The organism is Mesorhizobium vachelliae (assembly GCF_033977325.1).
GTDB classification, from domain to species: domain Bacteria; phylum Pseudomonadota; class Alphaproteobacteria; order Rhizobiales; family Rhizobiaceae; genus Mesorhizobium; species Mesorhizobium vachelliae.
The window spans coordinates 152,442-176,495 of the sequence record NZ_JAVIIR010000003.1 but is presented as its reverse complement, the minus strand read 5'-3'; the positions used below and the strand labels follow the sequence as shown (position 1 = coordinate 176,495).

General features: G+C 64.6%; 23 protein-coding genes. 17 read left to right on the top strand and 6 right to left on the bottom strand.

The window, feature by feature from the left end; translation table 11 throughout:
• Positions 1-107: 107 nt before the first annotated feature.
• Positions 108-1,073: a sugar ABC transporter substrate-binding protein gene (locus RFM41_RS07675; protein WP_320247776.1), complete on the bottom strand. Its 966-nt coding sequence runs from the start codon at positions 1,071-1,073 to the stop codon at positions 108-110.
• 425 nt (positions 1,074-1,498) lie between these two features.
• Positions 1,499-2,518 carry an LLM class flavin-dependent oxidoreductase gene (locus RFM41_RS07670; RefSeq protein WP_320247777.1) on the bottom strand — a complete coding sequence of 340 codons (1,020 nt, stop codon included), beginning with the start codon at positions 2,516-2,518 and terminating at the stop codon, positions 1,499-1,501.
• A 346-nt stretch (positions 2,519-2,864) separates the two neighbouring features.
• Here RFM41_RS07670 and RFM41_RS07665 point away from each other — a divergent pair, with 346 nt between their 5' ends.
• From RFM41_RS07665 to RFM41_RS07640, 6 genes are all read left to right on the top strand, one after another.
• On the top strand, positions 2,865-3,767 hold the full coding sequence (locus RFM41_RS07665; protein ID WP_320247778.1) for a MurR/RpiR family transcriptional regulator: 903 nt from the start codon (positions 2,865-2,867) through the stop codon (positions 3,765-3,767).
• A gap of 85 nt (positions 3,768-3,852) precedes the next feature.
• Positions 3,853-4,857 (top strand): ABC transporter substrate-binding protein, encoded by a 1,005-nt coding sequence (locus RFM41_RS07660; RefSeq protein ID WP_320247780.1) that lies wholly within the window; start codon positions 3,853-3,855, stop codon positions 4,855-4,857.
• A 22-nt stretch (positions 4,858-4,879) separates the two neighbouring features.
• Positions 4,880-6,676, top strand: coding sequence for an ABC transporter permease (locus RFM41_RS07655; protein ID WP_320247782.1), 1,797 nt, complete (start codon positions 4,880-4,882; stop codon positions 6,674-6,676).
• Positions 6,673-7,716 carry an ABC transporter ATP-binding protein gene (locus RFM41_RS07650; protein WP_320247784.1) on the top strand — a complete coding sequence of 348 codons (1,044 nt, stop codon included), beginning with the start codon at positions 6,673-6,675 and terminating at the stop codon, positions 7,714-7,716. Before RFM41_RS07655 ends, RFM41_RS07650 begins: the two co-directional genes overlap by 4 nt.
• A 23-nt stretch (positions 7,717-7,739) precedes the next feature.
• The gene (locus RFM41_RS07645; RefSeq protein ID WP_320247786.1) at positions 7,740-8,495 is read left to right on the top strand and encodes a COG4280 domain-containing protein; all 756 of its coding nucleotides are present in this window, start codon (positions 7,740-7,742) and stop codon (positions 8,493-8,495) included.
• Positions 8,492-8,707, top strand: a complete 216-nt coding sequence (locus RFM41_RS07640) for a hypothetical protein (RefSeq protein ID WP_320247787.1) — start codon at positions 8,492-8,494, stop codon at positions 8,705-8,707. Before RFM41_RS07645 ends, RFM41_RS07640 begins: the two co-directional genes overlap by 4 nt.
• A 225-nt stretch (positions 8,708-8,932) precedes the next feature.
• On the opposite strand, the gene RFM41_RS07635 is transcribed toward RFM41_RS07640, so the two are convergent.
• Positions 8,933-9,565, bottom strand: a complete 633-nt coding sequence (locus RFM41_RS07635) for a methyltransferase family protein (RefSeq protein WP_320247788.1) — start codon at positions 9,563-9,565, stop codon at positions 8,933-8,935.
• 222 nt (positions 9,566-9,787) lie between these two features.
• On the opposite strand from RFM41_RS07635, the gene RFM41_RS07630 reads away from it, so the two are divergent.
• The 5 genes from RFM41_RS07630 to RFM41_RS07610 all read left to right on the top strand — a co-directional run bounded on the left by RFM41_RS07630 (position 9,788) and on the right by RFM41_RS07610 (position 13,688).
• Positions 9,788-10,045 (top strand): hypothetical protein, encoded by a 258-nt coding sequence (locus tag RFM41_RS07630; protein ID WP_320247789.1) that lies wholly within the window; start codon positions 9,788-9,790, stop codon positions 10,043-10,045.
• Between the two features lie 18 nt (positions 10,046-10,063).
• The gene (locus RFM41_RS07625) at positions 10,064-10,861 is read left to right on the top strand and encodes a COG4705 family protein (protein WP_320247791.1); all 798 of its coding nucleotides are present in this window, start codon (positions 10,064-10,066) and stop codon (positions 10,859-10,861) included.
• Positions 10,862-11,060: 199 nt separating this feature from the next.
• Positions 11,061-11,738, top strand: a complete 678-nt coding sequence (locus tag RFM41_RS07620; RefSeq protein WP_320247795.1) for a winged helix-turn-helix domain-containing protein — start codon at positions 11,061-11,063, stop codon at positions 11,736-11,738.
• 159 nt (positions 11,739-11,897) lie between these two features.
• Positions 11,898-13,277 carry a sensor histidine kinase gene (locus RFM41_RS07615; RefSeq protein ID WP_320247796.1) on the top strand — a complete coding sequence of 460 codons (1,380 nt, stop codon included), beginning with the start codon at positions 11,898-11,900 and terminating at the stop codon, positions 13,275-13,277.
• Positions 13,278-13,433: 156 nt separating this feature from the next.
• Positions 13,434-13,688, top strand: a complete 255-nt coding sequence (locus RFM41_RS07610; RefSeq protein ID WP_320247797.1) for a DUF1344 domain-containing protein — start codon at positions 13,434-13,436, stop codon at positions 13,686-13,688.
• Between the two features lie 55 nt (positions 13,689-13,743).
• Here RFM41_RS07610 and RFM41_RS07605 read toward each other — a convergent pair whose 3' ends face one another.
• Positions 13,744-14,613, bottom strand: a complete 870-nt coding sequence (locus tag RFM41_RS07605) for a helix-turn-helix domain-containing protein (RefSeq protein ID WP_320248085.1) — start codon at positions 14,611-14,613, stop codon at positions 13,744-13,746.
• Between the two features lie 106 nt (positions 14,614-14,719).
• On the opposite strand from RFM41_RS07605, the gene RFM41_RS07600 reads away from it, so the two are divergent.
• Genes RFM41_RS07600 through RFM41_RS07580 form a run of 5 tightly spaced genes read left to right on the top strand, consistent with a single transcriptional unit; the run spans position 14,720 to position 20,925 of the window.
• The gene (locus RFM41_RS07600) at positions 14,720-15,988 is read left to right on the top strand and encodes an ABC transporter substrate-binding protein (RefSeq protein ID WP_320247799.1); all 1,269 of its coding nucleotides are present in this window, start codon (positions 14,720-14,722) and stop codon (positions 15,986-15,988) included.
• Positions 15,989-16,048: 60 nt separating this feature from the next.
• Positions 16,049-16,909, top strand: coding sequence for a carbohydrate ABC transporter permease (locus RFM41_RS07595; RefSeq protein ID WP_320247801.1), 861 nt, complete (start codon positions 16,049-16,051; stop codon positions 16,907-16,909).
• Positions 16,906-17,742, top strand: coding sequence for a carbohydrate ABC transporter permease (locus RFM41_RS07590; RefSeq protein WP_320247802.1), 837 nt, complete (start codon positions 16,906-16,908; stop codon positions 17,740-17,742). Before RFM41_RS07595 ends, RFM41_RS07590 begins: the two co-directional genes overlap by 4 nt.
• 11 nt (positions 17,743-17,753) lie before the next feature.
• Positions 17,754-18,839, top strand: a complete 1,086-nt coding sequence (locus tag RFM41_RS07585) for an ABC transporter ATP-binding protein (RefSeq protein WP_320247803.1) — start codon at positions 17,754-17,756, stop codon at positions 18,837-18,839.
• 58 nt (positions 18,840-18,897) lie between these two features.
• A complete protein-coding gene (locus RFM41_RS07580) occupies positions 18,898-20,925 on the top strand; it encodes an aldo/keto reductase (RefSeq protein ID WP_320247804.1) in 2,028 nt (675 codons plus the stop codon).
• A gap of 225 nt (positions 20,926-21,150) precedes the next feature.
• On the opposite strand, the gene RFM41_RS07575 is transcribed toward RFM41_RS07580, so the two are convergent.
• The gene (locus tag RFM41_RS07575) at positions 21,151-21,579 is read right to left on the bottom strand and encodes an Lrp/AsnC family transcriptional regulator (RefSeq protein ID WP_320247806.1); all 429 of its coding nucleotides are present in this window, start codon (positions 21,577-21,579) and stop codon (positions 21,151-21,153) included.
• 123 nt (positions 21,580-21,702) lie between these two features.
• On the opposite strand from RFM41_RS07575, the gene RFM41_RS07570 reads away from it, so the two are divergent.
• Positions 21,703-22,812, top strand: coding sequence for a saccharopine dehydrogenase family protein (locus RFM41_RS07570; RefSeq protein ID WP_320247808.1), 1,110 nt, complete (start codon positions 21,703-21,705; stop codon positions 22,810-22,812).
• 160 nt (positions 22,813-22,972) lie between these two features.
• On the opposite strand, the gene RFM41_RS07565 is transcribed toward RFM41_RS07570, so the two are convergent.
• The gene (locus RFM41_RS07565) at positions 22,973-23,836 is read right to left on the bottom strand and encodes a glycosyltransferase (RefSeq protein WP_320247809.1); all 864 of its coding nucleotides are present in this window, start codon (positions 23,834-23,836) and stop codon (positions 22,973-22,975) included.
• Between the last annotated feature and the right edge of the window lie 218 nt (positions 23,837-24,054).

Here is a 24,054-nt window from a genome sequence, read left to right as displayed (position 1 = left end):
CCAAGGCGGCGTGAACGCGCCGCCATCGCCGCCGGCAGCTTGCCGGCGGCGATGATGAGACAAGCGAAAGGACGGCGCCAGAGGGAGTCCCGGCGCCCTTGCTCGCCTCAGGCCGTAATCAGCTTGACGTCGGTCTTGACCCAGCCGGAGAACTTCTCGCCGGCGAGCTCGCGCAGGCCGTAATCGATGCCCATGGCCGCCATCTGCGCACCATACTGCTCGACGGTGGCGAGCATCTTGCCCTCCTTCAGCAGCGGGCCGACGGCCGGGATGTTGTCGAAGCCGACCACCTTGATCTTGCCCGACTTGCCGGCGGCGTCGATCGCCTTGACGACGCCGAGCGCCATCGAATCGTTGGCCGCCATCACGCCTTGGATATCCGGATGCTGGGTGAGGAAGTTGGTCATTAGCGTGTTGGCTTCCTCGGTCTCCCAATGCGCGGTCTTGGAGTCGAGCAGCTTCAGCCCGTACTCCTTCACCGAATCGTCAAAGCCGAGCTTTCGCTGCTTGGCGTTGTCGGCCTCAGGATTGCCCTCGAGGATGACCACCTTGCCGCCCTTGCCCAGCGCCTTGCCGAGCGCGTCGCCGGCAAGCTTGGCGCCGGCGCGGTTGTCCGGACCGAAGAAGGCGAGATCGACGCCGGCCTTCTTCTTGGCTTTCTCGTCGAGCGCGACGTCGATGTTGATGACCTTGATGCCGGCCTTCAGCGCCTTGGCGATCGGCGTCACCATCGCCTTGGAGTCGGCCGGCGCCACGACGATGATGTTGTATTTCTGGGTGATGAAGTTCTCGATCGCGTCGACCTGCGCGGCGAAGTCGCGCTCGTCCTTCATGCCGACGGCGGCGAAATCGAACTTGTCCTTGTTCTTCGCCGCATAGGCCTCCGCGCCGGCCTGCATCTGCTTGAAGAACTCGTTGGCCAGCGACTTCATCACCAGGCCGACCTTCGGCTTGTCGGCGGCAAAAGCCGGTCCGAGCGGCAGCGCCAGCGCCCCGGCGGCCAAGGCGCTGGTCTTCAGAAACTGACGGCGTGAGAGCGGGCCAAACCCATGCGTGTTCGAAATCTTGCTCATTAGTCTCCTCCACTTGATTGAGCCGTAATCGGTTACGTAACCGATTACGCGGCAGACTAGAGTCGTATTTTATCAGATGTCAATATCGACGGTAAGGTGGGCGAGGAGGGCGCTGCGCCGAAGCTGACGTTGGAGATTGGCGAAAGCCGTCGTGAGGTCTGATCTCTTGCGGGCAGGGCAATCGCCTATGGCAGCGCTGCCCCCCGCTCCGTCTCGGCGCTGCGCGCCGAGCCACCTCTCCCCTATTTCATGGGGGCGAGGAAACGCCAACCGCCGAGGGCGCGACCTTCACAAGCTTGGGTTCCTCGCCCCCGCCAGAGGCGGGGAGAGGTGGCTCGGCGAAGCCGAGACGGAGAGGGCGAGCGCCTATGCGATTTCCCCTGCCCTTGCGGAGGGAGATTATGCGCTTCGCCGCTCTCGCCAAATTACCGCCAGCCCAGCGCCGGCGCGACGTGCTTCAGGATCGACTCGATGACATGGGCGTTGTAGTCGACGCCCAGCTGGTTCGGCACGGTGAGCAGCAGCGTGTCGGCCTCGGCGATCGCCTCGTCCTCCTTGAGCTGCTCGACCAGTTTGTCAGGCTCGGCGGCATAGGAGCGGCCGAACACGGCGCGCTTCTCCGGCTCGATATAGCCGAAATGGTCCTCGCCCTCGCTGCCGCCGAAATAGGCGCGGTCCATGTCGTTGACGAGAGCAAAGATGCTGCGGCTGACCGAGACGCGCGGCTCGCGCGTGTGGCCGGCTTCCTTCCAGGCGGCGCGGTAGGCTCTTATCTGCTTGGCTTGCTGGACATGCAACGGCTCGCCGGTCTCATCGAATTTCAGCGTCGAGCTTTGCAGATTCATGCCGAACATGGCCGCCCATACCGCGGTGGCGTCGGTGGCCGCGCCCCACCAGATGCGTTCGCGCAGGTCCGCGGAGAAGGGTTCCAGCCTGAGCAGGCCGGGCGGGTTGGGGAACATCGGCCGCGGATTGGGCTGGGCAAAACCTTCGCCGCGCAGCAGGTCGAGGAAGATCTCCGAATGCCGGCGCGCCATGTCGGCGTCGCTCTTGCCCTCTTCCGGCACGTAGCCGAAATAGCGCCAGCCATCGATCACCTGCTCGGGCGAGCCGCGGCTGATCCCTAACTGCAAACGCCCGCCGGCGATAAGGTCGGCCGCGCCCGCATCCTCGGCCATGTAGAGCGGGTTCTCGTAGCGCATGTCGATGACGGCAGTGCCGAGCTCGATGCGCTTGGTCTTGGCGCCCGCCGCGGCGAGCAGCGGAAACGGCGAGGCGAGCTGGCGGGCAAAATGGTGGACGCGGTAATAGGCGCCGTCGGCGCCGAGCTCCTCGGCCGCGACCGCGAGGTCGATCGACTGCAGGAGAGCGTCGGCGCCCGAGCGCGTGCCCGATTGCGGCGAGGGCGACCAATGCCCGAACGACAGAAATCCGATCTTCTTCATGGCTCCATTCCTGCTGCAGCGGCCCATCGGCCGCCTGAACTCCTTGTTGCTCCAGCAGATAGCCAGGACAGTGCCACGATACAACGGACACCGAACGGATACAGACCGTCAATCGGCACGGGCCTAGAGCAATTCCAGGAAAAGTGTGAGCGGTTACGCTCGGCGACTTCGCCGTAGCCTTCCGTCCGGAATTGCGAAAAAACAAAGAGATAGAGCGGTTCGCCGTTTCCGTGAAACGGTGAAACGCTCTAGCCATCCTTGCGCTGTCACACGGCTGTAATGAACATTTCCGAATGTCGGCGCCGTAGCGATCGCTACGAACCTTCCCGACGAATGGCCGACCACCATGACACCCGAAAATCCCGCCGACCGGCAAAGCGCTTTCGACGATCGCGTCGAGGCGGCGCTGGAAGCCCTGCCGCCGGCCGAGCAGCGCATGGCGCGCTTCTTCGTTAGCCAGAAGCAGGCAGTGCTATTGGGATCGGCGGCCGAGATCGCCGCGCTGGCCGGTGCCAGCGACGCGACCGTTGTTCGCACCGCGCGCTCGCTCGGCTTCGACAGCCTGTCGGCGCTGCGCCAGGTGCTGCTCGCGGATCTGACCGGAACGGCCTCGCCCGGCAAGCGGCTGGCCCGCACCTTGCAAGAGACAGGTGGTGACAGCGCCTCGGCATTGCGCCATGTCGTCGGCCTCCATGAAACCGCGCTCGACGCGCTGAAGCAGCCCGCCATGGAAGCGGCCTTCGCCCACGCCGTCGATCTTCTGGCCGCCGCCCGACGCCGCCATATCTTCGGCATCGGCCCGTCGGGCGCCATGGCCGAATACGCGGCGCTGCAGTTCAACAGGATCGGTCTGCCGAGCAGCGCGCTTTCGGTTTCCGGCGTCGCGCTTGCCGACCGCCTGCTGTGGCTGGAAAGCGGCGACGCCGTGCTGATGATGGCCTACGCGCCGCTTTACCGCGAGGTCGAGATCGTCCTCGACCAGGCCGGCCTGCATGAGGTGCCGGTTGTGCTGATCAGCGACAATCTCGAGCCGCTCGTCTCGGACAGGATCGCCGCCACGCTGCCGGTCCCGCGCGGCAAGGCGGATCACCTCGCCACCCATGGCGGCACCATGGTGCTCATCGAGGCAATGATCATCGCCCTGGCGGCAAAGGCCGGCGAGACCGCGTTCGACAGCCTGGACCGGCTGAGCGGCCTGCGCGGCGCGATCGACAAGGCATGGATAAAACGTGGGACGCGCAAGAAGTAAATGCAACTGACATAAAAGTGTCAGCAACAGCAATATAATATAAAATAGGCATTACTTTGCCTTCTCAAAACAACAGGAGAGCGATATGAATTTAAAGACAACGCTTGGACTTGCGTTGAGTTTGGCGGCCCTATCCCTCGCCGCGCCGGCATACGCCGCCGACCTGGTGCTCTATGACGCGCTCGACTTCGCCGGTCCGGTCGCCAAGGCCTTCCAGGCCAAGACCGGGCTGACCGTCGACGTCGTCGAGCCCGGCAGCACCGGCGAGACGCTGGGCAAGATCGCCGCCGAGGGCAGCAACCCGCAATTCGACATCGTCTGGCTCGACGGCTCCGCCGTCATGGAGCGCATGGCGGCCGACCATGTGCTGCAGCCGGTTCCGGTCGAGGCCTATGACAAGATCGCCTGGACCGACCTCGGCAAGTCGCTGATCCCGCAAAGCCACGCCTTCCTGCCGACCGGCACCAGCACCACCGCGATCGAAGTCAACACCAAGAAGGTCAAGGCCGACAAGATGCCGAAATCCTGGGCCGACCTCGAGGGCTTCGCCGGCAGCGTCGCCGCCAAGGACCCGAACCTTTCCGGCCCGGCCTATCAGTGGCTCGCCGGCCTGTTCCAGACCAATGGCGTCGATGCCGGCAAGGAGTTGCTCGCCAGGACGCTGACCAACAAGTCGCTCTCCGGCCTTTCCAGCGGCGGCAAGGTCAACAAGGCGGTGCTCACCGGCGACGCCGCGGTCGGGATCAACCAGGACAGCGCCATCTTCTCCAAGATCGCCGCCAGCGAGCCCGTCATTGCGGTCTATCCAAAGGAAGGGTCCGTCTCGCTGCCGCAAGGCCTCGGCATCAGCGCCAAGACGCAGCATATGGATGCCGCGCGCAAGTTCATCGACTTCGTCACCAGCGCTGAAGGTCAGGCCGCGATGCAGAACGGCGACGACACAGACTTCTTCTACATTCCGATCGTCAAGGGCGTGAACCCCAAGCCCGGCCGCGAGACCAACATCGCCTACACCCATCTCGACGACGCGACCGCCTCGGCGCACGAGACGGAGTGGAAGCAGTGGTACAAGGAAAAGTTCGTCCAGTGACCGCGCTCGCCAGGCAATGACGATGGTGCAGAAATTCGATGCCGCCGCCGGCGGCATCGGCTCGAGCGGGTGGGCGCGCAGGCGTCTGCCCGCGCTGGCGCGCCTTGGCGGGCCGCTGGCGGTCTATGCCGTCTTCGCGCTGCTGATCGGCCTGCCGCTTGCGCTGGTCCTGCTGCAGGCGGTCATGCCCGGGCTGTTCGCGGTCAATGGCGCGGAAAGCCTCTTCAGCTCGGAACCGCTCGCACGGATCTTCTCGTCGCCCTATATCGCCGGCTCGATCCTGCATTCGCTGGAGCTCGGCCTGCTTGCGGCCCTGACGACAACCATCCTCGGCGGCGCCTTCGCCGTGCTGGTGCAGCGTTGCGACATCCCGCTTCGCGGCCCCCTTGCATTGGTGCCCTGGCTTGTGTTCCTGACGCCGTCCTACCTGAAGGCGCTGGCCTGGGTGCTGTTGATGTCGTCGGGCGGCTATCTGGCGCAGCTCGGCCTGTTGCCGCCGTGGCTCGGCGGCTCCTTCTTCGGGCTGGCCGGCCTGGTCTTCGTGCACACGCTGAGCCTCTTCCCGCTCGCGGCCTTCATCATCGGCAGCGCGCTGGCGGGACTGGGCAGCGAGCTGGAGGACGCGGCGCGCCTGTCGGGCGCCGGGCCGCTCAGGATCTGGCTGCGCGTTAATGGCCCCTTGCTGGCGCCGGCCATTGTGTTGAGCTTCATCGCCACCTTCGCCGAGGTGCTCTCCGATTTCGGCCTGGCCTCGACGATTGCCAGGATGTCGAGCTTCGGCGTGCTGACCTATGGCATCTATGCCGCCGCAAGCGACTACCCCGTCGACTTCCCCGCCGCCGGCGCGCAGGCCCTTGTGCTGCTGGCCCTGGTTCTGCTCGTCGTCATGGCGGACAGGCTGCTGCGTCGGCGCGCCGATCCGCAGCTCATTTCCGGACGGGCCCGGCCGGCCCGACGCTACGACCTCGGCGCCTGGCGCTGGCTCGTTCTGGCGATGGCGCTGCTGGTCGCTTTCCTGGCGCTGATCTTGCCGCTCGGCGCGATCGCGGTAAGAGCGCTCACCAGCACGCTCGGCCACGGCCTGGCGCCGGACAATTTCACGCTCGCCAACATCGGCGCGGCGCTCAGCCTGAACACAGCCGCCAATGACGGGCTGGTGCGCAGCCTCTTCTATGCCGGCCTCACCGCAATCATCGCCAGCACGCTGGCCCTGCTTCTCTCGGCCCAGCTCGATCGTTCCAGCGCCGTCATGCGCACCGCTGTCCTCGGCCTCTCGCTGGGCGCGGTCGCCATCCCCGGCATCGTGCTCGGCTTCGGCTACATCCTGGTCTGGAACCGGCTGCCCGGCTTTCGCGACTGGCCGTTCCCGCATTATGGCGACGGCTCGCTGCTGGTCATGGGCTATGTCGCGGCGGCGCTGCCCTATTGCCTGGTGGTCATCCTCTCGGCGATCGGCCAGCTGGCGCCAAGCCTGACCGACGCCGCGCGGCTCTCCGGCGTCGGCGCGGTCCGGCGTCTGATAGCGGTGACCTTGCCGTTGATCCTGCTCAGCGTCGTCACCGCCTTCCTGCTCACCTTCATCCGCACCGTGTTCGAATTGCCCATGTCACAGATGCTCATCCCGCAAAGCGGCCCGCCGGCGCCGACGCTGATCCTGAAGCTGTTCAGCCATGACCGCGACGGGCTGGCCTGCGCGATCGCGCTGACCGCCATGGTGGCCGCCGGCGGCGCGGCGGCGTTGATCTGGTATCCGCTCAAGCGCATCATTGCCTTCGGCCGGCCGCAAGGCGCTCCGGCAGCCTCGGGAGAGCCGTCATGACCGCCTCGCTTCATTGCGCCGGTATCTGCAAATCGCTCGGCGGGCGCGCCGTGCTCTTGAACCTCGATCTCGCGATCAAGGCCGGCGAGGTGGTATCGCTGCTCGGCCCGAGCGGCTCCGGCAAGACCACGCTGTTGCGCAGCATCGCCGGACTGGTCGACCCCGACAGGGGCACGATCACGCTCGGCGACCGTGTCGTGTGGAGCGAAAAAACTGTCCTGCCGGCGGAAAAGCGCCGGATCGGCATGGTGTTCCAGGACTACGCGCTGTGGCCGCATATGACGGTGGCGGGCAATCTGTCGTTCGGCTTGCGCGCGCAGCGCCTCGCCGAACCGGAGATAGCCGCCCGGGTCGGCCATGCGCTGGAGGTCACGCGGCTCGCGGCCTATCGCGACCGCTATCCGTCCGAGCTCTCGGGCGGACAGCAGCAGCGCGTCGCCATCGCCCGCTGCCTCGCGGCGCGGCCGGCCCTGATGCTGTTCGACGAGCCGCTCAGCAATCTCGACGCAGCACTTCGCGAGGACATGCGCATCGAGATGATGGAGCTGGTGCGCCGCGAGGCGGCGACCGTGATCTATGTGACGCATGACCAGGCCGAAGCCATGGCCGTTTCGGATCGCATCGCGGTGATGCGCGACGGCCGCATCGCCCAGTTCGACACGCCGCGGGCGATCTACGAGCATCCATCCGATTCCTTCGTTGCCGGTTTCATCGGCGGTTTTTCGGTGGTGCCGGGCACCGTGCGCGACGGACTGTTCAGCGTGCGGGGCGCTGCATCCGACAGCCTGCGGACACCCGGCGCGCAACCGGGCGACGGCATGCTCGTGGTGCGTCCGGAGGATGCGCGGCCGGCCGAGGCGCATCCCGGAAACCGGCTGCGGGGCAAGGTGCTGTCGAGCGCCTTCCAGGGCCGCTGCTGGCGGCTGGCGGTGGAGCTTGGCCCGCAGCGTGTCCGCCTCGACTGGCCGGAGGCGCCCCCGGTCGGTTCGTCGCTGGCTTTCTCGCTGCCGCCCGAGCGCTGTATCGTTCTCACCAACTGATTCCCGAACTGTAGGATGCCTTGATGCATGGCCTGACACCCATTTTTTCCACCGTGACGGCCTCCTTCCTGGCCTCCTTCGTCGAGGTCGTCGAAGCCTTCACCATCGTGCTCGCCGTCGGCGTGACGCGCAGCTGGCGCCCGGCGCTGACGGGCGCGGCGCTGGCGCTCGCCCTGCTGGCCGCGCTGGTGCTCGTCTTCGGGCCGCTGCTGGCGCTCGTCCCCATCACCGTCCTGCAATTCGTGGTCGGCGTGCTTTTGATCCTGTTCGGCATGCGCTGGCTACGGAAGGCGATCCTGCGCAGCGTCGGCGTCATCGCGCTGCATGACGAGGAGCAGGCCTTTTCCAAGGAGACGGCCGCCTTGCAGCGGCAGGCCGCCGACCGCCGCGCCGACTATCTGGCGGCCGTCGCGTCGTTCAAGGCGGTGCTGCTCGAGGGCGTCGAAGTGGTGTTCATCGTCATTGCCGTCGGTGCCGCGCATGGCCAGACGCTCTACGCCAGCCTCGGCGCGCTGGCGGCTTTCGTGCTGGTGATGCTGATCGGCCTTGCCGTGCACCGGCCCCTGGCGCGCGTACCCGAGAACGCCCTGAAATTCGTCGTCGGGCTGATGCTGACCAGCTTCGGCGTGTTCTGGACCGGCGAAGGCCTCGGCGCCGAATGGCCGGGCGCCGACCTCGCTCTGCTCGCCATCTTCGCCATCATTGCAGCAGCGTCCTTCGCCCTCGTGCGCTGGCTGCGCAGCGCCTATCCGGCGCCGGCCCAAGGAGTTGCCCGATGAACGTGATCCGTCTTGTCTTCAAGGAGCTCGTTGGCATGTTCGTCGACGACGGCAGCCTGGCGCTGCTGGCGCTGATCTTGATCGCGCTGATCACCGCCGCGGTGAAGCTTTTGGCGCTGCCGCCGCTCATCGGCGGCTTCGTCCTTCTGGTCGGCTGCCTGGCAATTCTCCTGGAGAGCGCGCGCCGCGCCGCGCGCGACAAGGCGCGCTGATCAAAGCAACGCCGCGAAAGGTGCGTTGAGATTCAGGTCAGGCCGAGTCGAAAATGGTGGTTTCCGAGAACCGACCTACGCCGGCCGTAGCCTTCATAGAGCGGATACGCTTGTAAGGGCTTCGGCCGGCGTAGGCCGGGGCGGAGCGTACTTTTCGTACGTGAGCACCGAAAGCGCAGGAAGCCGCCATTTGCAGGCCGGCCTCACCTGAATATCAGCGCAGCTTTAGTAGACCGTGAAAAGCGTCGGCAGGTCCCCGCTGAGACGCAGATACTCGACCGCCTCGATGAGCGGGAACAGCGCCAGGAAATAGAGCCCGTCGCGGAACGTGTTCCGCAGCGCTCTCGTCGAAAACAGCCACTGCGCCTCGTCGCGGTAAAGAAGCGGATTCGGCCAGAAGGACGGCGTGCGTTCGGCATAGGCCGCGTAAGCCGCGCCGAACTTGCCGGCGAGATACTCGGCCTCCTTGCGCGCGGTAAAGCGGAAGACGAGGAAGCTCGCCAGGCCGAGCATGACGGTCGCCAGCAGCGAGCCGAACATCAGCCCGATGCCGACCGCGCCGACGGTCGAGAAGAAGTAGAGCGGGTTGCGGGTCATCGAGAACGGGCCGAAGACGATCAATTCGTCATTCTTCCTGCCGCCGACGAAGAGGATGCTCCACAGCCGACCGAGGAAGCAGACCAGCACCATCATGAACCCGATCGTCTCCAAGGCTTCATGTCCGTTCGATCCTTCGGCCAGCGCCGGCTTGCTGAACAGAAGCAGGATGACGGCAAGGATGGCGGCCACCTGCACGACGATCAGCCGCTTGTGCTGGTCAAACGCCTTCGGCGCCGATTTGAGGGACGTGTAGGCCATTCTTTCTCATCGCTCCGGCGCCGACGGGGGCGCCAGGGCATCTCTAGCCCTTCCGCCCCGCAATGACGAGGCCCGTCCAGTCTTTTTGGCCGACCTTACGAATTTGTAAGTGCGCCGACAGGCTGCTGTGAATTCCCCCGCCTAGCCTGACGATCGCCGCACCGGATTTGAAGCGGCTTGAAACAGAGGCCGAATACCGGCCCTCAGCATCAGGATAGAGTCATGAACAAATTTGCCCTTGCTTTCGCCTTTGCCGCCACCGCGATCGCCGCTTCCTTGGCTTCAGCTGTTGCCGCTCCGACGCCTTGCGAGACCGCGCTGAAGGACCTGCGCGCCGCCGAAGCCAAGGCGACGCTCAACGATGCCGACAAGAACAAGGTTTCGGAGCTGGAGACGAAGGGCATCGAGCGCTGCAACGCCGACGACGACAAGCGCGCCGACGACTTCTTCGCCCAGGCCATGAAGGTCCTCGGCAAGTAATCGACGGGGAGATCGGACATGGACATCGCCACGATTGCAACCATCCACGAACACGACTCCGAATTGAACCGGGTCCCGGACGTCGCCCTCGATTTCTGGCTGATCAAGATCATGGCGGTGACCATGGGCGAGACGGCGGCCGATTATCTCGCCGTCAATCTCGGCCTCGGCCTTACCGTCACGTCGCTCATCATGACCGGGGTTCTGGTTGTCGCGCTCGTTCTGCAATTCGCGCAGAAGCGCTACGTGCCCTGGGCCTATTGGCTGGCGGTCGTGCTGATCAGCATCGTCGGCACCCTGGTCACCGACAACCTCGTCGACAATTTCGGGGTGCGGCTGGAGACGACGACGATCGTCTTCTCGGTCGTGCTGGCCCTGACCTTCATGGCCTGGTACGCCAGTGAAAGGACGCTGTCGATCCACACCATCTTCACCACCAGGCGCGAGATCTTCTATTGGCTGGCGATCCTCTTCACCTTCTCGCTCGGCACGGCGGCCGGCGACCTGGTCGCCGAGCGCTTCGACCTGGGCTATCTCAACACCGGCCTCATCTTCGGCGGCGTGATCGCGGCGATCTGGTTTGCCTGGTACTTCCTCGGCCTCAACGCCATTCTCGCCTTCTGGCTCGCCTATATCCTGACCCGGCCGTTCGGCGCCTCCTTCGGCGACCTGCTCTCGCAGCCGGTGGAATATGGCGGCATGGGTTTCGGCACCACCTTCACCAGCCTGACCTTCCTCGGCTGCATCGTGGTCATCGTCCTTTATATGACGCTGAAGAGGCTGATCGACGAAGACGAGCATGCCCTGCTCGACTAAAATGCTTCTCGCAAAAATGTGTTGCGGCCTTCGCTCCGGCAGCGCGTAAAAACAGATGGTTAGAGCAATTCGAGCAGCGGGTGGCACGGGATTTCCCTCCGGGACCGCGTCAAACGAGGACATAGAGGCCGGCCTAGAAAAAGCCGCAGCCGGCGCTACCATGCCGGTGAGGTTGAGGCGGCAAGGACAGCACGGGGCGATGCGACTTCTGCTTGTTGAAGACGATCCGAGAACCGCCGACTATATCGTCAGGGGACTGACGGAGGCCGGCCATGTCTGCGATTTGCTGCGCGACGGCCATGACGGCCTCTTCGCCGCGACCCGCAACGCCTATGACGTGATCATCGCCGACCGCATGGTGCCCGGCCTCGACGGCCTCTCGATGATCAAGGCGGTGCGCGCCGCCGGCATCCGCACGCCGGCCATTTTCCTGACCTCGATCGGCGGCGTCGACGACCGCGTCGAGGGTCTCGAAGCGGGCGGCGACGACTATCTGGTCAAGCCCTTCGCCTTTTCCGAGCTGCTTGCCCGCATAAACGCTCTCGGCCGCCGGCCGGCGGCGCAGGAGCAGAAGACGGCGCTGCGCGTCGCCGATCTCGAGATGGACCTGATCCAGCGCCGCGTGACAAGGCAGGGCCAGCCGATCGACCTGCAGCCGCGTGAATTCAGCCTGCTCGAAGTGCTGATGCGCGGCGAGGGCCGCGTCATCACCCGCACCATGCTGCTGGAGCGCGTCTGGGATTTTCATTTCGACCCCAAGACCAGCGTCGTCGAGACGCATATCAGCCGGCTCAGGGCCAAGGTCGACAGGCCTTTCGACGTGCCGCTGATCCACACCGTGCGCAACACCGGCTACAGCCTGCATATTCCAGCTTGAAGCGGTTCGGCATTTGATAGATTGGCCGACCTGTTCTAACTCTCTGTTTTCACGCAATTCCGGACGGAGATCCGCCATGCGCTTTTCCTGGAATTGCCACGGGAGGTTTGAACGCATGCGCGGCTGCGGGATCGGCGCGTCGCCGGTCATGGGTTTGCGATGAGCGAGACGCGCTCCAACCTGCTGCGCAGCACGCCGTTCAGGCTGGCACTGACCTTCGCCTTCCTGTTCCTGCTGGCCTTCATCCTGTCCGGCGCGGTCGTCTACCAACTGATGAGCGCCTCGCTTGCCAAGCAGCTCGATCAGTCCATCAAGGAGACCTACTCCCTGATCGCCGCGACCTATGCCGAGAGCGACGAGGAGGATCTCACCACCGCCGTGAGGGACCATGCCCAGTTCAGTCAGGACAAGGACGGGATCTTTTCCCTCACCGACAAGGACGGCAACCGCCTCGCCGGGGATTTCACCGCTTCCGGCCTGCCGGACGGCTTTTCCATGTTCGCCGTCGACTTGCCGGGTGTGCCGCCCGGTACCGAGTATCGCGCCTACTCAGGCAAGGTCGGCGACAACAATCTGACGGTCGCCTTCTCGCTTTCGGAAACCGAGGAGCTCGAAACGATCGTGTTGATGAGCTTCGGCTGGGCGACGCTCTTCATCACCGGCCTCGCGATCGCCGGCGGCGCCGTGCTTGCCTCGCGCGTCCAGCGGCGCCTCGACGGCATCGCCAGCACCATGGACGACGTCTCGCATGGGCGGCTCGACGCGCGCATCCCGCTGATCGGCAGTGGCGACGACATCGACGCCGTCTCCGCCCAGGTGAATGCGGCGCTCGACCGCCTGTCGGCCCTGGTCGACGGCATGCGCGAAGTGAGCGCCAACATCGCCCATGATCTCAAGACGCCGCTCAACCGGCTGCAGATGATCCTGGAATCCGCGGCCGACAAGACGGTGTCGGGCGAGGACGTCTCGACCGAGCTCACCGACGCCCGCGCCGAGAGCCAGCAGATCAACAGCACCTTCGACGCGCTTCTGCGCATCGCCCAGATCGAGGCCGGCGCCCGCAAGGCCCGCTTTGTCGATCTCGATGTCGGTCCGGTGGTCGAGACCATCGGCGAAGTCTATGCCGATGTCGCCGAGGACGACGGCAAGTCCCTGTCGACAATGATCGTTCCAGGTACGAAATGGTATGTGCACGGCGACCGAGACCTGCTCATGCAAATGCTGGCCAATCTGGTCGAGAACGCGCTCAGGCATTGCCCGCCGGGCACCGCGATCGAGCTCTCGGTGACCGGGGGAGGCGGCCATGTCCTCATTCATGTCCGCGACAATGGCCCGGGCATTCCTCCCGAGGAGCGCGAAAAAGTGTTCCGCCGGCTCTACCGGCTCGATGCCAGCCGCACGACGCCGGGCAGCGGCCTGGGCTTGAGCCTCGTCAAGGCGGTGGCCGACCTGCACGGGGCCGCCATCGTCCTGGAGGACCGCGATCCGGGCCTGGGCGTGACCATCAGCCTTCCCGCCGTGCGAACGCCGATGGCCTGAGGCGGACCCCGAACCCCGGCGGGCCGCCTTACGCATTTGTATAACCCCTGCCAGCCGCACGAAAACTCCGGTCTCTAGGCTTGCATTGTTCCCGCCAGACCGGGAGCGCGACCCGACAGGGTTCGGGTCAGCAACCTCAAGAAGAAAGGAAAGACGATGAAAAAATCCGTCATCGCAGTCGCAGCGATCGCTGCTCTCGCCTCCGCGACCGGGGCCTATGCCAAGGCGGCAAGCGGCACCATCGCCAGCGTCGACAAGAAGGGCGATTCCTTCACGCTGAGCGACGGCAAGACTTTCGCGCTGCCCGAGAACATCGAGGTCGAGACCCTGAAGGTCGGCGAAAAAGTAACCGTCACCTATTCCGCCAAAGCCGGCAAGCTCATGGTCTCGGCCGTCCAGCCGGCCAAGTGAGCTGGCAATCACGCCGGCAGGGTTTTCTCTGCCGGCGATCGCTCATTCGACCATTTTACCGCGCGGCGCCCGCCCGGCGGAAATCGGAAGGCGACATGCCGGCGAGCTTGCGGAACGACTTGTTGAAGGCGCTGAGCGAGCCGAAGCCCGATTCCATGGCGACCCTCAGCACATTGGCGTCCTCATGCATCAGAAGCGCCTGCGCGTAGCTCAGGCGCAGCAGGTTGACATATTCGTTGAGCGTCATGCCGGTCGATTTCTTGAACAGGCTCATCGCGTATTTGGGATGGATGTCGGCGGCCGCGGCGATGGTCACGCAGTCGATGTCATAGAGGAAGTTCTCGGCGATGAAATCGCACATGCGCCCGACATTGCGCGAGGACTGCTGGTCGAACGCATTGCCGGCGCCTTGCCCGGCCACCCTTTCCGGCACCAGCCGGTAAGGCTCGAAGCGCACCCGCTCGAGCCGAAGCAGCAGCTCGTTGACGGCGTGCTCGGCCTTGGCTGGATCGCCCGAGCGCGCATATTCGTTCCAGCGCTTGAAATTGTCGTTGTCGGACTGGTCGGTGGCGTTGGTCACCAGCGTCGACCCGGTCATCAGCCTGTGGCGTATGTCGGCCGGCAGATGCAGGCGGAAGAAATGCACCAGCGGCAGATGCGCGCCGGCATAGACGGCATCGTCGGAGAGGTCGTCCATCTGGTGCGGCAGGCCGCCCCAGAACAGGCACATCTCGCCAGCCGAGAGCGCGATCTCGTGCTCGGCCATGCGGTAATGCACCGAGCCCTGCACGATGAAATTCACCTCCACCTGGGCATGCCAGTGCGGCTTCAGCATCACCAGCGGGTGGTTGTGAAACATCTGCAGCATGAGCGGCAGTCCTTCGACGCTGCTCGCGCCAGGCTGGTAGAACGGACGCTCCGGCATCTTACTTTCCGCCAACTTCTTATTCCCTTCGACGGGGACAAGCCTTCCGCGCCGCATAGTCTAGCCACGCTCACAGTGAGAGAGCAAATGAAATGGGAGGATTTCAATGCGCACTACACTGACCTGCGCCGCGCTTATGCTTGCCCTGGGCTCCGGCCCCGCCCTGGCGCAGTCCGGCGAGATCACCATCTGGAGCTGGAACATCGCCGCCTCGTCGCTGAAGGCAACGGTCGAGGGCTTCAACAAGAAATACCCCAACATCAAGGTCACGGTTCAGGATCTCGGCAACCAGCCGACCTATGACAAATCGATCGCCGGCTGCGCGGCCGGCGGCGTCGGCCTGCCCGACATCGTCTCGATCGAGAACGGCGAGGCGGAGAACTACTGGAGCCAGTTCCCCGACTGCTTCGTCGACCTGCACACGCTGGGCTACACGGCGGAGGACCAGAAGAAATTCCCCGATTTCAAGCGCACCGAGCTCGAGGTCGGCGACAAGGCCTATGCCATGCCCTGGGATTCCGGCCCCGTGGCTGTCTTCTACCGCCGCGACTTCTACGAGAAGGGAGGCGTCGACCCGGCCTCGATCAAGACCTGGGACGATTTCATCGCCGCCGGCAAGAAGATCCAGGCCGCCAATCCGGGCGTGTCGATGACCAATGCCGATTTCAACGGCGACACCGAATTCTTCCGCATGATCTCCAACGAGCAGGGCTGCGGCTATTTCGCCGAGGACGGCCAGTCGATCACCGTGGCCGAGCCGAAATGCGTCGACGCCATGACCAAGGTCAAGGAGATGAAGGACGCCGGCATCGTGTCGTCGGCCGACTGGTCGACCAAGATCACCAACAACACCGCCGGCACCGTCGCCAGCCAGGTCTATGGCGGCTGGTATGAGGGCACGATCCGCACCGAATCGCCGAAGGAAAGCGGCAAATGGGGCGTCTACCTGATGCCGAGCCTGACTGCCGACGGCCCGCGCGCCGCCAATCTCGGGGGCTCGTCCCTGGCCATCACCTCGGCCTCGAAGAACAAGGAAGCGGCTTACGCCTATCTGAAATACACGCTGGAGACCAATGAGGGCCAGATCACCATGCTGAAGGATTTCGGCCTGGTGCCGTCGCTGGTCTCGGCGCTCGACGATCCCTATGTCGCGCAGGGGCAGCCCTATTGGGGCGACCAGGCGGTGTGGAAAGATATCCTGGCGACGCTACCCAAGGTGGTGCCGAGCCGCGGCACGCAGTTCCAGAGCGATGCCGAGATCATCCTGCGCGCCGTGCAGACCAAATATCTGGCCAACGGCTATCCCGACGCCAAGGCCGCGCTCGACGACGCCGCCAAGCAGATCGCCGCCGCGACCGGCCTGCCGGTGAAGTAGGCGCTGCTTCTCCCTTCTCCCCCAGGGGGAGAAGGGAGAGACAGAGAAAGGAGGAAGCCAATGCGCACGCAGAACGCCACGGCGTATCGCTTCCTCACGCCTTATCTTCTGATCTTCGCCATTTTCTGGATCTGGCCGATCATCTCGTCCTTCCTGATCTCCTTCCAGGCGACCCGCACCGTGCCCTGGCGCTTCGCGCCGGCCTTCAACTGGGGCCGCCTGATCGGCGACCCCGCCTTCTACAACGCGCTGAAGAACACGCTGCTGATCCTGGTCATCCAGGTGCCGGTGATGATCTCGCTGGCGATTGTCATGGCGGTGCTTCTGAACTCGCCGCTGTTGAAGGCACGCGGCCTTTACCGCTTCGCCTTCTTCGCCCCGGTCGTGGTCGGCGAGGTCGCCTATTCGGCCGTCTTCCGGCTGATGTTCAGCCTCGATTTCGGCATCGTCAACAAGCTCCTGGAGAGCGTCGGCCTGGCCAAGATCGACTGGTTCTCCAATGTCACGCCGGCCATGGCGCTGATCATGATCGCGGTGACCTGGCGCTGGGCCGGCTACAACGCCATCATCATCCTCGCCGGCCTGCAGTCCATTCCGGAGGACGTCTACGAGGCGGCGACGCTCGACCGTGTCAGCAAGGTCAAGCAGTTCTTCCACATCACCCTGCCGCTGTTGAAGCCCGTCATCGTCTTTTGCGCCGTGCTGTCGATAATCGGCACCATGCAGCTCTTCACCGAGCCGTTCCTGATCACCGAGCGCGGCGGACCGGGCGGCGGCACCGAAACACTTGGCCTGCTGCTTTACCGCCAGGGCTTCCGCTCGCTCAATTTCGGCTATGCCTCGGCCATCGCCTACACCATGGCGGGGCTGGCGATCGCCATTACCCTGGTGCAGCTCTGGCTGATGAGAGAGCCGAAATGACCTCGCGCTCTCAAGCAAGGCTGGGGCGCAGCATCCTGCTGCATCTCTTCCTGACGCCGCTGGCGCTGGTCTGGCTGTTCCCACTGTGGATGATGGTGGTGTTTTCCACCATGCCCGACAACTGCATCTTCAGCCCCGGCATCGAGCTTCTGCCGCACAACTCCTTCCTCGACAATTTCAACAATCTGCAGAGCGGCACCAATTTCGTCGGCGCCGTCGGCATCTCCGTCTCGGTGGCGGTGACCTATACGGTGCTTTCGGTGCTGCTTACCTCGATGGCCGGCTGGGCGCTGGCGCGCTACGAGTTCCACGGCAAGGGCGCGGTGGTGGCGATCATCTTCGGCACCATCACGCTTCCCTATGCGGTGGTCTTGATCCCGCAATTCATCATGGTGGCGCGCGACTTCGCCCTGGCCAACACCTGGATCGCGCTGATCGTGCCGCCGCTCTTCAATTCGCTGGGCGTGCTGTTCATGCGCCAGGCCCTCTCGATGATGCCCGCGGAATTGTTCGACGCGGCGCGCGTCGAAGGCGTCAAGGAATGGCGCATCTTCCTGTTCGTGGCGCTGCCGCTGGCCCGGCCGATGCTGGCCGCGCTGGCGATCATCCTCTTCCTCGCCTCGTGGAACAACTATCTTTGGCCGCTGCTGATCAACAGCCAGCCCGGCGCGATGACCGCGCCGGTGGCGCTCGGCACGCTGGTCGGCCTGACCAAGGTTTCCTGGGGCGGCATCATGGCCGGCGCCGTCATGCTGACGGTGCCGATGCTGATCGTCTTCGTGCTGTTGCAGCGTCATTTCATCGCCGGCATCGCGGCCGGCGCGGTCAAGTAGGAAGGAGCGCGATGGCGGCCGTCACCCTCACCAATGTCGTCAAACGCTTCGGCGGCTTCGAGGTCGTCCACGGCGCCAACATCGACATCGCCGATGGCGAGTTCGTCGTCTTCGTCGGCCCTTCCGGCTGCGGCAAGTCGACGTTGCTCAGGATGATCGCAGGCCTGGAGGACATCAGCGGCGGCGACATCGCCATCGGCGGCAAGGTGATGAACGATATCGAGCCGGCCGATCGCGGCATCGCCATGGTGTTCCAGTCCTACGCGCTCTACCCGCATATGACGGTCGAGCAGAACCTCTCCTTCGGCCTCCGGATGAACGGCAATCCGAAAGCCGATACAGACCGCCGGGTGAAGCGCGCGGCGGAAATCCTGCGCATAGACGAATTGATGCAGCGGCGGCCGAAGCAATTGTCCGGCGGCCAGCGCCAGCGCGTCGCCATCGGCCGCGCCATCGTGCGCGAGCCGCAGGTGTTCCTCTTCGACGAGCCGCTCTCCAACCTCGACGCCGAGCTGAGAGTCCAGATGCGGGTCGAGATCTCGCGCCTGCACAAGGAGCTGGGCGTCACCATGATCTATGTGACCCACGACCAGACCGAGGCGATGACGCTGGCCGACCGGATCGTGGTGCTGAAGGCCGGCAATGTCGAGCAGATCGGCGCGCCGCTCGATCTTTATGACGACCCGGCCAACCGTTTCGTAGCCGGCTTCATCGGCTCGCCGAAGATGAATTTCCTCAGCGCCAAGGTCGTGGAGACGTCGAACAGCACCGCGACCATCGAGCTCGTCAATCATGGCGGCGCCAGATTGCGCAAGCCACTCTGCGACGCTTTTCCCTCCGTCGGCGCCGATGTCGTGCTGGGCGTCAGGCCGGAACATTTCTTCGAGGCTGGCGAAGGTGATTGCGACATCCCGGTCAAGGCCGACGTCGCCGAGCATCTCGGCTCGGTCAGCTACGTCTATGCCAATGCCGGACCCGAGGAATTGATCGTCGAGCGCGAGGCCTCCCGCCAGCGCGCCAGCGGCGATCATTTCACGGTTTCGATCAAGGCGGAACGCGCGCTGCTCTTCGACAGGAAGGGCGCGAGGATCCGCTGACCCGCACATTTTCTTTGCCGGCATGCCAGGCATGGCGGCGACCCATGGAGAATTCGACATGACATCTGGAAAAATCCGCTGGGGCATCCTCGGACCCGGCAGCATCGCCAAATCCTTTGCCGGCGGCGTGGCGGGGTCACGCACCGGCGAACTGGTGGCGCTCGGCGCCCGCAATCCGGCCAAGCCGGGCCTTGCCGAGACCTTTCCGGGCGCGCGCATCCTCGACGGCTATGAGGCGCTGCTTGCCGACAGACAAGTCGACGCCGTCTACATTTCGATCCCGCATCCCGGTCATGCCGAATGGGCGATCAAGGCCGCCGAAGCCGGCAAGCATGTCTTGTGCGAAAAGCCGCTGGCGCTCACCGCCTTCGAAGCCGACGCCATGATGCATGCCGCGCGCAAGGCCGGCACTTTCCTCGGCGAAGCCTTCATGTACCGGCTGCACCCGCAGACCCGGCAGCTGATCGAGCTGATCAAGTCCGGCGCCATCGGCGAAGTCCGCATGATCAAGTCGAGCTTCGGCTTCGCCATGCCGCGCTTCATGCCCGAGCATCGGCTCTACGCCAATGAGCTTGCCGGCGGCGGCATCCTCGATGTCGGCGGCTATCCGGTGTCGATGGCGCGGCTGATCGCGGGTGCTGCCGTGGGACAGCCTTTCCTCGAGCCCGACAAGGTCGTGGGTGCCGCCCATCTCGGCCAGTCCGGCGTCGACGAATGGGCCTCGGCCTTGCTCACCTTCGCCAATGGCATCGTTGCCGAAGTCTCCTGCAGCATCTCGCTCGACCAGGACAATGTGCTGCGCATCCTCGGCACCAGAGGCCGGATCGAAGTGCCCGATTTCTGGTTCGCCGGTGGCAACCGCGATGTCGGACCGGGCCGGATCGAGGTGATCAGGTCCGGGGCGGCTCGCGAAGTGATTAGCCTCGGCGAGACCCGCCACCTCTATTCCTTCGAAGTCGATGCCGCCGGTGAAGCGATCCTTGCCGGCCGCCAGGAGTTCGCCTGGCCGGGCATGTCCTGGGCCGACAGCCTCGGCACGCTGCGCGTCCTCGACAAATGGCGCCATGCTGCCGGCCTGGAATACGAGATCGAAAAGCCGGCTAAGCGCGTAACCACGCTTTCCGGCCGGTCGCTGCGCACCGACGGCAAGGCCATTCCCAAGCGCGCCATTCCGGACCTGCCGCGCCAGGCCTCGGTTCTGGCGCTCGGCTTCGAGGATTTCCGCAGCTTCTCCTCCGGCTCGATCCTGCTCGACGCCTATTTCGAAGCCGGCGGCAACCTGTTCGACACCGGCTTTGTCTATGGCGCCGGCTACACCGAGGCACTGCTTGGCCAATGGCTCAAGAATCGCGGCGTGCGCGAGCAATCGGTGATCATCGCCAAGGGCGCGCATTCGCCGCTTTGCTACCCCGATGTGATCGCCAAGCAGCTGGCGCAATCGCTCGACCGGCTGCAGACCGACCATGTCGACATCTATTTCATGCATCGCGACAATCCGGACGTGCCGGTCGACGAATTCGTCGACGCGATGGACGCCGAGGCTAGGGCCGGCCGCATCCGCGGCCTGTTTGGCGGCTCAAACTGGACGACGGAGCGCATGGATGCGGCCATTGCCTATGCCGAGAAGAACGGCAGGCAGCGGCCCGGCGCGCTCTCCAACAATTTCTCGCTGGCCGAGATGCTGGAACCGATCTGGCCCGGCTGCATCACCTCCTCGACCGATGCCTGGAAGGCTTGGCTGACGGCAAGGCAGATGCCGAACTTCGCCTGGTCGAGCCAGGGCCGCGGCTTCTTCACCGAGCGCGCCGGCCGCGATCGGACCGACAATGAGGAGCTGGTGCGGGTCTGGTATTCGGAAAAGAATTTCGGCCGCCGCGACCGCGCGATCGAGCTGGCGCGCAAGCTCGGCAAGAGCCCGATCCATGTCGCGCTGGCCTATGTCCTGGCGCAGCCCTTCCCCTCGGTCCCGCTGATCGGCCCGCGCACGCTGGACGAGCTGGAGGACAGTCTCAAGGCGCTGGATATCAAGCTGACGCCCGAGGATGTGGCGTGGCTGGACGAGGGCCCGGAGAGGAGAAGGGCTTAGGCTGCTTGGGGCGCTAAAAAGGAAACGTCGCGTTCCTTCGCGCCCCCCTCTGCCCTACCGGGCATCTCCCCCACAAGGAGGGGAGATCAGACTGCGCGCCGGCTTTCGCCAATCGCCAGCGTTGCAGGAGAAGCGTCGTCAGCGAAGCTGCCAATCTACCCCTTGAGGGGGAGATGGCCGGCAGGACAGAGGGGGGCGCTGTCCCGCCAGCATCTCCAAATGGCCTCACCGATCCACCCGCGTCGACAGAATAATCGACGACGACGTCCGCTCCACCCCCTCCATCGCCCCAATCTTGTCGAGCAGCGCGTCGAGATCCCGGATCGACGGCGCGTCGACGATGACGATCATGTCGAAATTGCCGCTGACGGAATGCACCGTGCGCACCGGCGGCATCGCTTCGAGGCTGCGCACCACCTTGTCGGCTAGCTTCGGCGTGACGGTGAGCAGCACATGCGCCTTGACCAGCCCCTGCTCATAGTCCGGCGACAGCCTGACCCCATAGCCGGCGATGATGCCGCGCTGCTCCAGCCGCTCGATGCGGCTCTGCACCGTCGTGCGCGAAACCCCAAGCTGGCGCGCAAGCTCCGCGGTCGAGGCCCGCGCATTGGCGCGCAACAAAGTGAGCAGGGCTTGTTCGGCTTCAGTGATCATTTCGACGAAACCTTTCGGCAGATCGTTCAAAGTTCTGCTTCATATTGCCAGATTCCACGCTTCCTTTCGACAGGCGAGCTGCGATGATTCCCGCGAATTGGCCCAAATCGAAATTGCGGGGAATTGATCATGAAGAACATCGTTGTCGTCGGCGCCGGGAAGATCGGCTCGACCATCGCGGAAATGCTGAGCGCCTCGGGCGACTACCGCGTCACGCTCGTCGACCGCTCGGCCGCCCAGCTTGCCGCCGCTGAACTGCCGGCCGGCGTCGAGACCCAGGAGCTGGACATCGCCGCCACCGGTGAGCTCGAGAAGGTGCTCGCCGGCAAGTTCGCCGTGCTGAGCGCCGCGCCCTTCCACCTCACCACCCGCATCGCCGAGGCGGCCGCCGCGACCGGCGTGCATTATCTCGACCTCACCGAGGACGTCGTCTCGACCCGCCGCGTCAAGGAACTGGCGCGCGACGCCAAAAGCGCCTTCATTCCGCAATGCGGCCTGGCGCCGGGCTTCATCTCGATCGTCGCCAACGACCTCGCCAGCCGCTTCGACACGCTGGAAAGCGTGCGCATGCGCGTCGGCGCGCTGCCGCAATATCCCTCCAATGCGCTAAACTACAACCTGACCTGGAGCACCGACGGCGTCATCAACGAATATTGCGAGCCCTGCGAGGCGATCGTCGAGGGCGAGCTGATCGAGGTGCCGCCGCTTGAGGAGCGCGAGGAGTTCTCGCTCGACGGCGTCACCTATGAGGCCTTCAACACCTCCGGCGGCCTCGGCACTCTGGCCGAGACGCTGAAGGGCAAGGTGCGCACGCTGAACTACCGTACCATCCGCTATCCCGGCCACGCCGCGATCATGAAGGCGCTGCTCAACGACCTGGGGCTGCGCCACCGTCGCGACGTGCTGAAGGACATCTTTGAAAGCGCCCTGCCGTCGACGCTGCAGGACGTGGTCATCGTCTTCGTCACCGTCTCGGGCCGCCGCAACGGCCGCCTGCTGCAGGAGACCTACGCCAACAAGATCTATTCGCAGCGCGTCGGCAACCTCGTGCGCAGCGCCATCCAGATCACCACAGCCTCCGGCATCTGCGCCGTGCTCGATATGCTGGCCGACGGCTCGCTGCCGGCAAAGGGTTTCGTGCGCCAGGAAGACATCGCGCTCGACGCCTTCCTCGCCAACCGCTTCGGTCGCGCCTACGCTCAGCACGAGATGGTGAGCCGGCTGGCGGGGTGAGCTGTCTAATCTCCCCCCTTGAGGGGGAGATGGCCGCGAAGCGGTCAGAGGGGGTCCTAGCGCGAAGAGCGCTAGCGCTTTCCCTAACGCCAGACGGCGCCGGCGCTCTACGTGAGGCGACCCTCTCTAAATATGAAGCGCGCCACCCGGCGCCCTCGCCCTACTTGCGCAGGCTTATAGGCCGACCCGACAGGAATCGGATGAGATTTCCGACGGTTCGCGAAGCCTTGGCGGATCTCCCCGCCGGGGGCGGTCCCTCTCTTCTGGCAAGTGCCGGACGCCTGGCCTCGGCGCCCAGCCGGCCCACTCGGAACGACGGCGCCTCGGTCGGCTCGCCTCTAAGAATGTTGGCTGCATTGTTGTCGTGGATGACGATGCACCATTGGGCATCCTTCGATGGCGCGACGATCGTGTTGTAGCGCGTCGCCATCTTTTGGTGATGGTCGCTATAGACACCTTTCATTGCAGGCGATCTTTTCTCGACCAGAGTGCCGAAAGCCGACATGGCATATTCATGGTTGGTATAGCGGCCGGTCGCCGTGTCGAAATTCTGGCCGTTCGGAAAGGCGATATAGAGGGGTTGCTCGTCGACCGCCCTCCTTTCGATCTCCCTACGCGCGAAGTGGTCGATCCGCTCCATGAAGCTCGGCGCAAGCGCGTCATCGCTGTCCAGCCGCGTCAGCGACACGAACTCCGCATCGCTATCTTCTTGAACGGACGCATTGAACCGGGCGCCGTGGTCCTCGCCGGCCTCGACCAAGATCGGCTTTACCTCGATGCCGTCAATGCAGTTGCAGACGGCGCATACATAATTCTCGTGCGTGTCAGCATCGAACGCGATCAGGACCGTAAAATCCTTCAGCGACTGCGCTTCCAGCGAGGGAGCGCAATAATTGTCGAACAGCGCTAGCCTTTCGACCAGCCAGACAGGATCGAGATTGACTCGTCCCTTGCCGTTCCATTGGCTTGGCTTGAACCCCGCGGCTGTATTGTAGCGAATCGTAATATACTTCTTCAGAACCATGCCAAATGCCGGCGACAAATCTTGAAAGCCGGCCATAGCAACAATGAGCACGAAGCGCCATACTATCCATGTGCGAGCATTCATGGATAGGGTCAGCTAGCGGGCTGAGTGGGTTCGCGCCCTTCCTCTCCCCCGTCGACCGGGGGGAGGTGTCGAGCGAAGCTCGACGGAGTGGGGGGCGACCGGCTCGTGCGTTTGTTGTTTCAAGCCGGGGACGA

Coding starts and splice junctions, on each gene's coding strand:
- RFM41_RS07675 (WP_320247776.1), bottom strand. CDS start 1,073: ATGAGCAAGATTTCGAACACGCATGGGTTTGGCCCGCTCTCACGCCGT.
- RFM41_RS07670 (WP_320247777.1), bottom strand. CDS start 2,518: ATGAAGAAGATCGGATTTCTGTCGTTCGGGCATTGGTCGCCCTCGCCG.
- RFM41_RS07665 (WP_320247778.1), top strand. CDS start 2,865: ATGACACCCGAAAATCCCGCCGACCGGCAAAGCGCTTTCGACGATCGC.
- RFM41_RS07660 (WP_320247780.1), top strand. CDS start 3,853: ATGAATTTAAAGACAACGCTTGGACTTGCGTTGAGTTTGGCGGCCCTA.
- RFM41_RS07655 (WP_320247782.1), top strand. CDS start 4,880: ATGGTGCAGAAATTCGATGCCGCCGCCGGCGGCATCGGCTCGAGCGGG.
- RFM41_RS07650 (WP_320247784.1), top strand. CDS start 6,673: ATGACCGCCTCGCTTCATTGCGCCGGTATCTGCAAATCGCTCGGCGGG.
- RFM41_RS07645 (WP_320247786.1), top strand. CDS start 7,740: ATGCATGGCCTGACACCCATTTTTTCCACCGTGACGGCCTCCTTCCTG.
- RFM41_RS07640 (WP_320247787.1), top strand. CDS start 8,492: ATGAACGTGATCCGTCTTGTCTTCAAGGAGCTCGTTGGCATGTTCGTC.
- RFM41_RS07635 (WP_320247788.1), bottom strand. CDS start 9,565: ATGGCCTACACGTCCCTCAAATCGGCGCCGAAGGCGTTTGACCAGCAC.
- RFM41_RS07630 (WP_320247789.1), top strand. CDS start 9,788: ATGAACAAATTTGCCCTTGCTTTCGCCTTTGCCGCCACCGCGATCGCC.
- RFM41_RS07625 (WP_320247791.1), top strand. CDS start 10,064: ATGGACATCGCCACGATTGCAACCATCCACGAACACGACTCCGAATTG.
- RFM41_RS07620 (WP_320247795.1), top strand. CDS start 11,061: ATGCGACTTCTGCTTGTTGAAGACGATCCGAGAACCGCCGACTATATC.
- RFM41_RS07615 (WP_320247796.1), top strand. CDS start 11,898: ATGAGCGAGACGCGCTCCAACCTGCTGCGCAGCACGCCGTTCAGGCTG.
- RFM41_RS07610 (WP_320247797.1), top strand. CDS start 13,434: ATGAAAAAATCCGTCATCGCAGTCGCAGCGATCGCTGCTCTCGCCTCC.
- RFM41_RS07605 (WP_320248085.1), bottom strand. CDS start 14,613: ATGCCGGAGCGTCCGTTCTACCAGCCTGGCGCGAGCAGCGTCGAAGGA.
- RFM41_RS07600 (WP_320247799.1), top strand. CDS start 14,720: ATGCGCACTACACTGACCTGCGCCGCGCTTATGCTTGCCCTGGGCTCC.
- RFM41_RS07595 (WP_320247801.1), top strand. CDS start 16,049: ATGCGCACGCAGAACGCCACGGCGTATCGCTTCCTCACGCCTTATCTT.
- RFM41_RS07590 (WP_320247802.1), top strand. CDS start 16,906: ATGACCTCGCGCTCTCAAGCAAGGCTGGGGCGCAGCATCCTGCTGCAT.
- RFM41_RS07585 (WP_320247803.1), top strand. CDS start 17,754: ATGGCGGCCGTCACCCTCACCAATGTCGTCAAACGCTTCGGCGGCTTC.
- RFM41_RS07580 (WP_320247804.1), top strand. CDS start 18,898: ATGACATCTGGAAAAATCCGCTGGGGCATCCTCGGACCCGGCAGCATC.
- RFM41_RS07575 (WP_320247806.1), bottom strand. CDS start 21,579: ATGATCACTGAAGCCGAACAAGCCCTGCTCACTTTGTTGCGCGCCAAT.
- RFM41_RS07565 (WP_320247809.1), bottom strand. CDS start 23,836: ATGGTTCTGAAGAAGTATATTACGATTCGCTACAATACAGCCGCGGGG.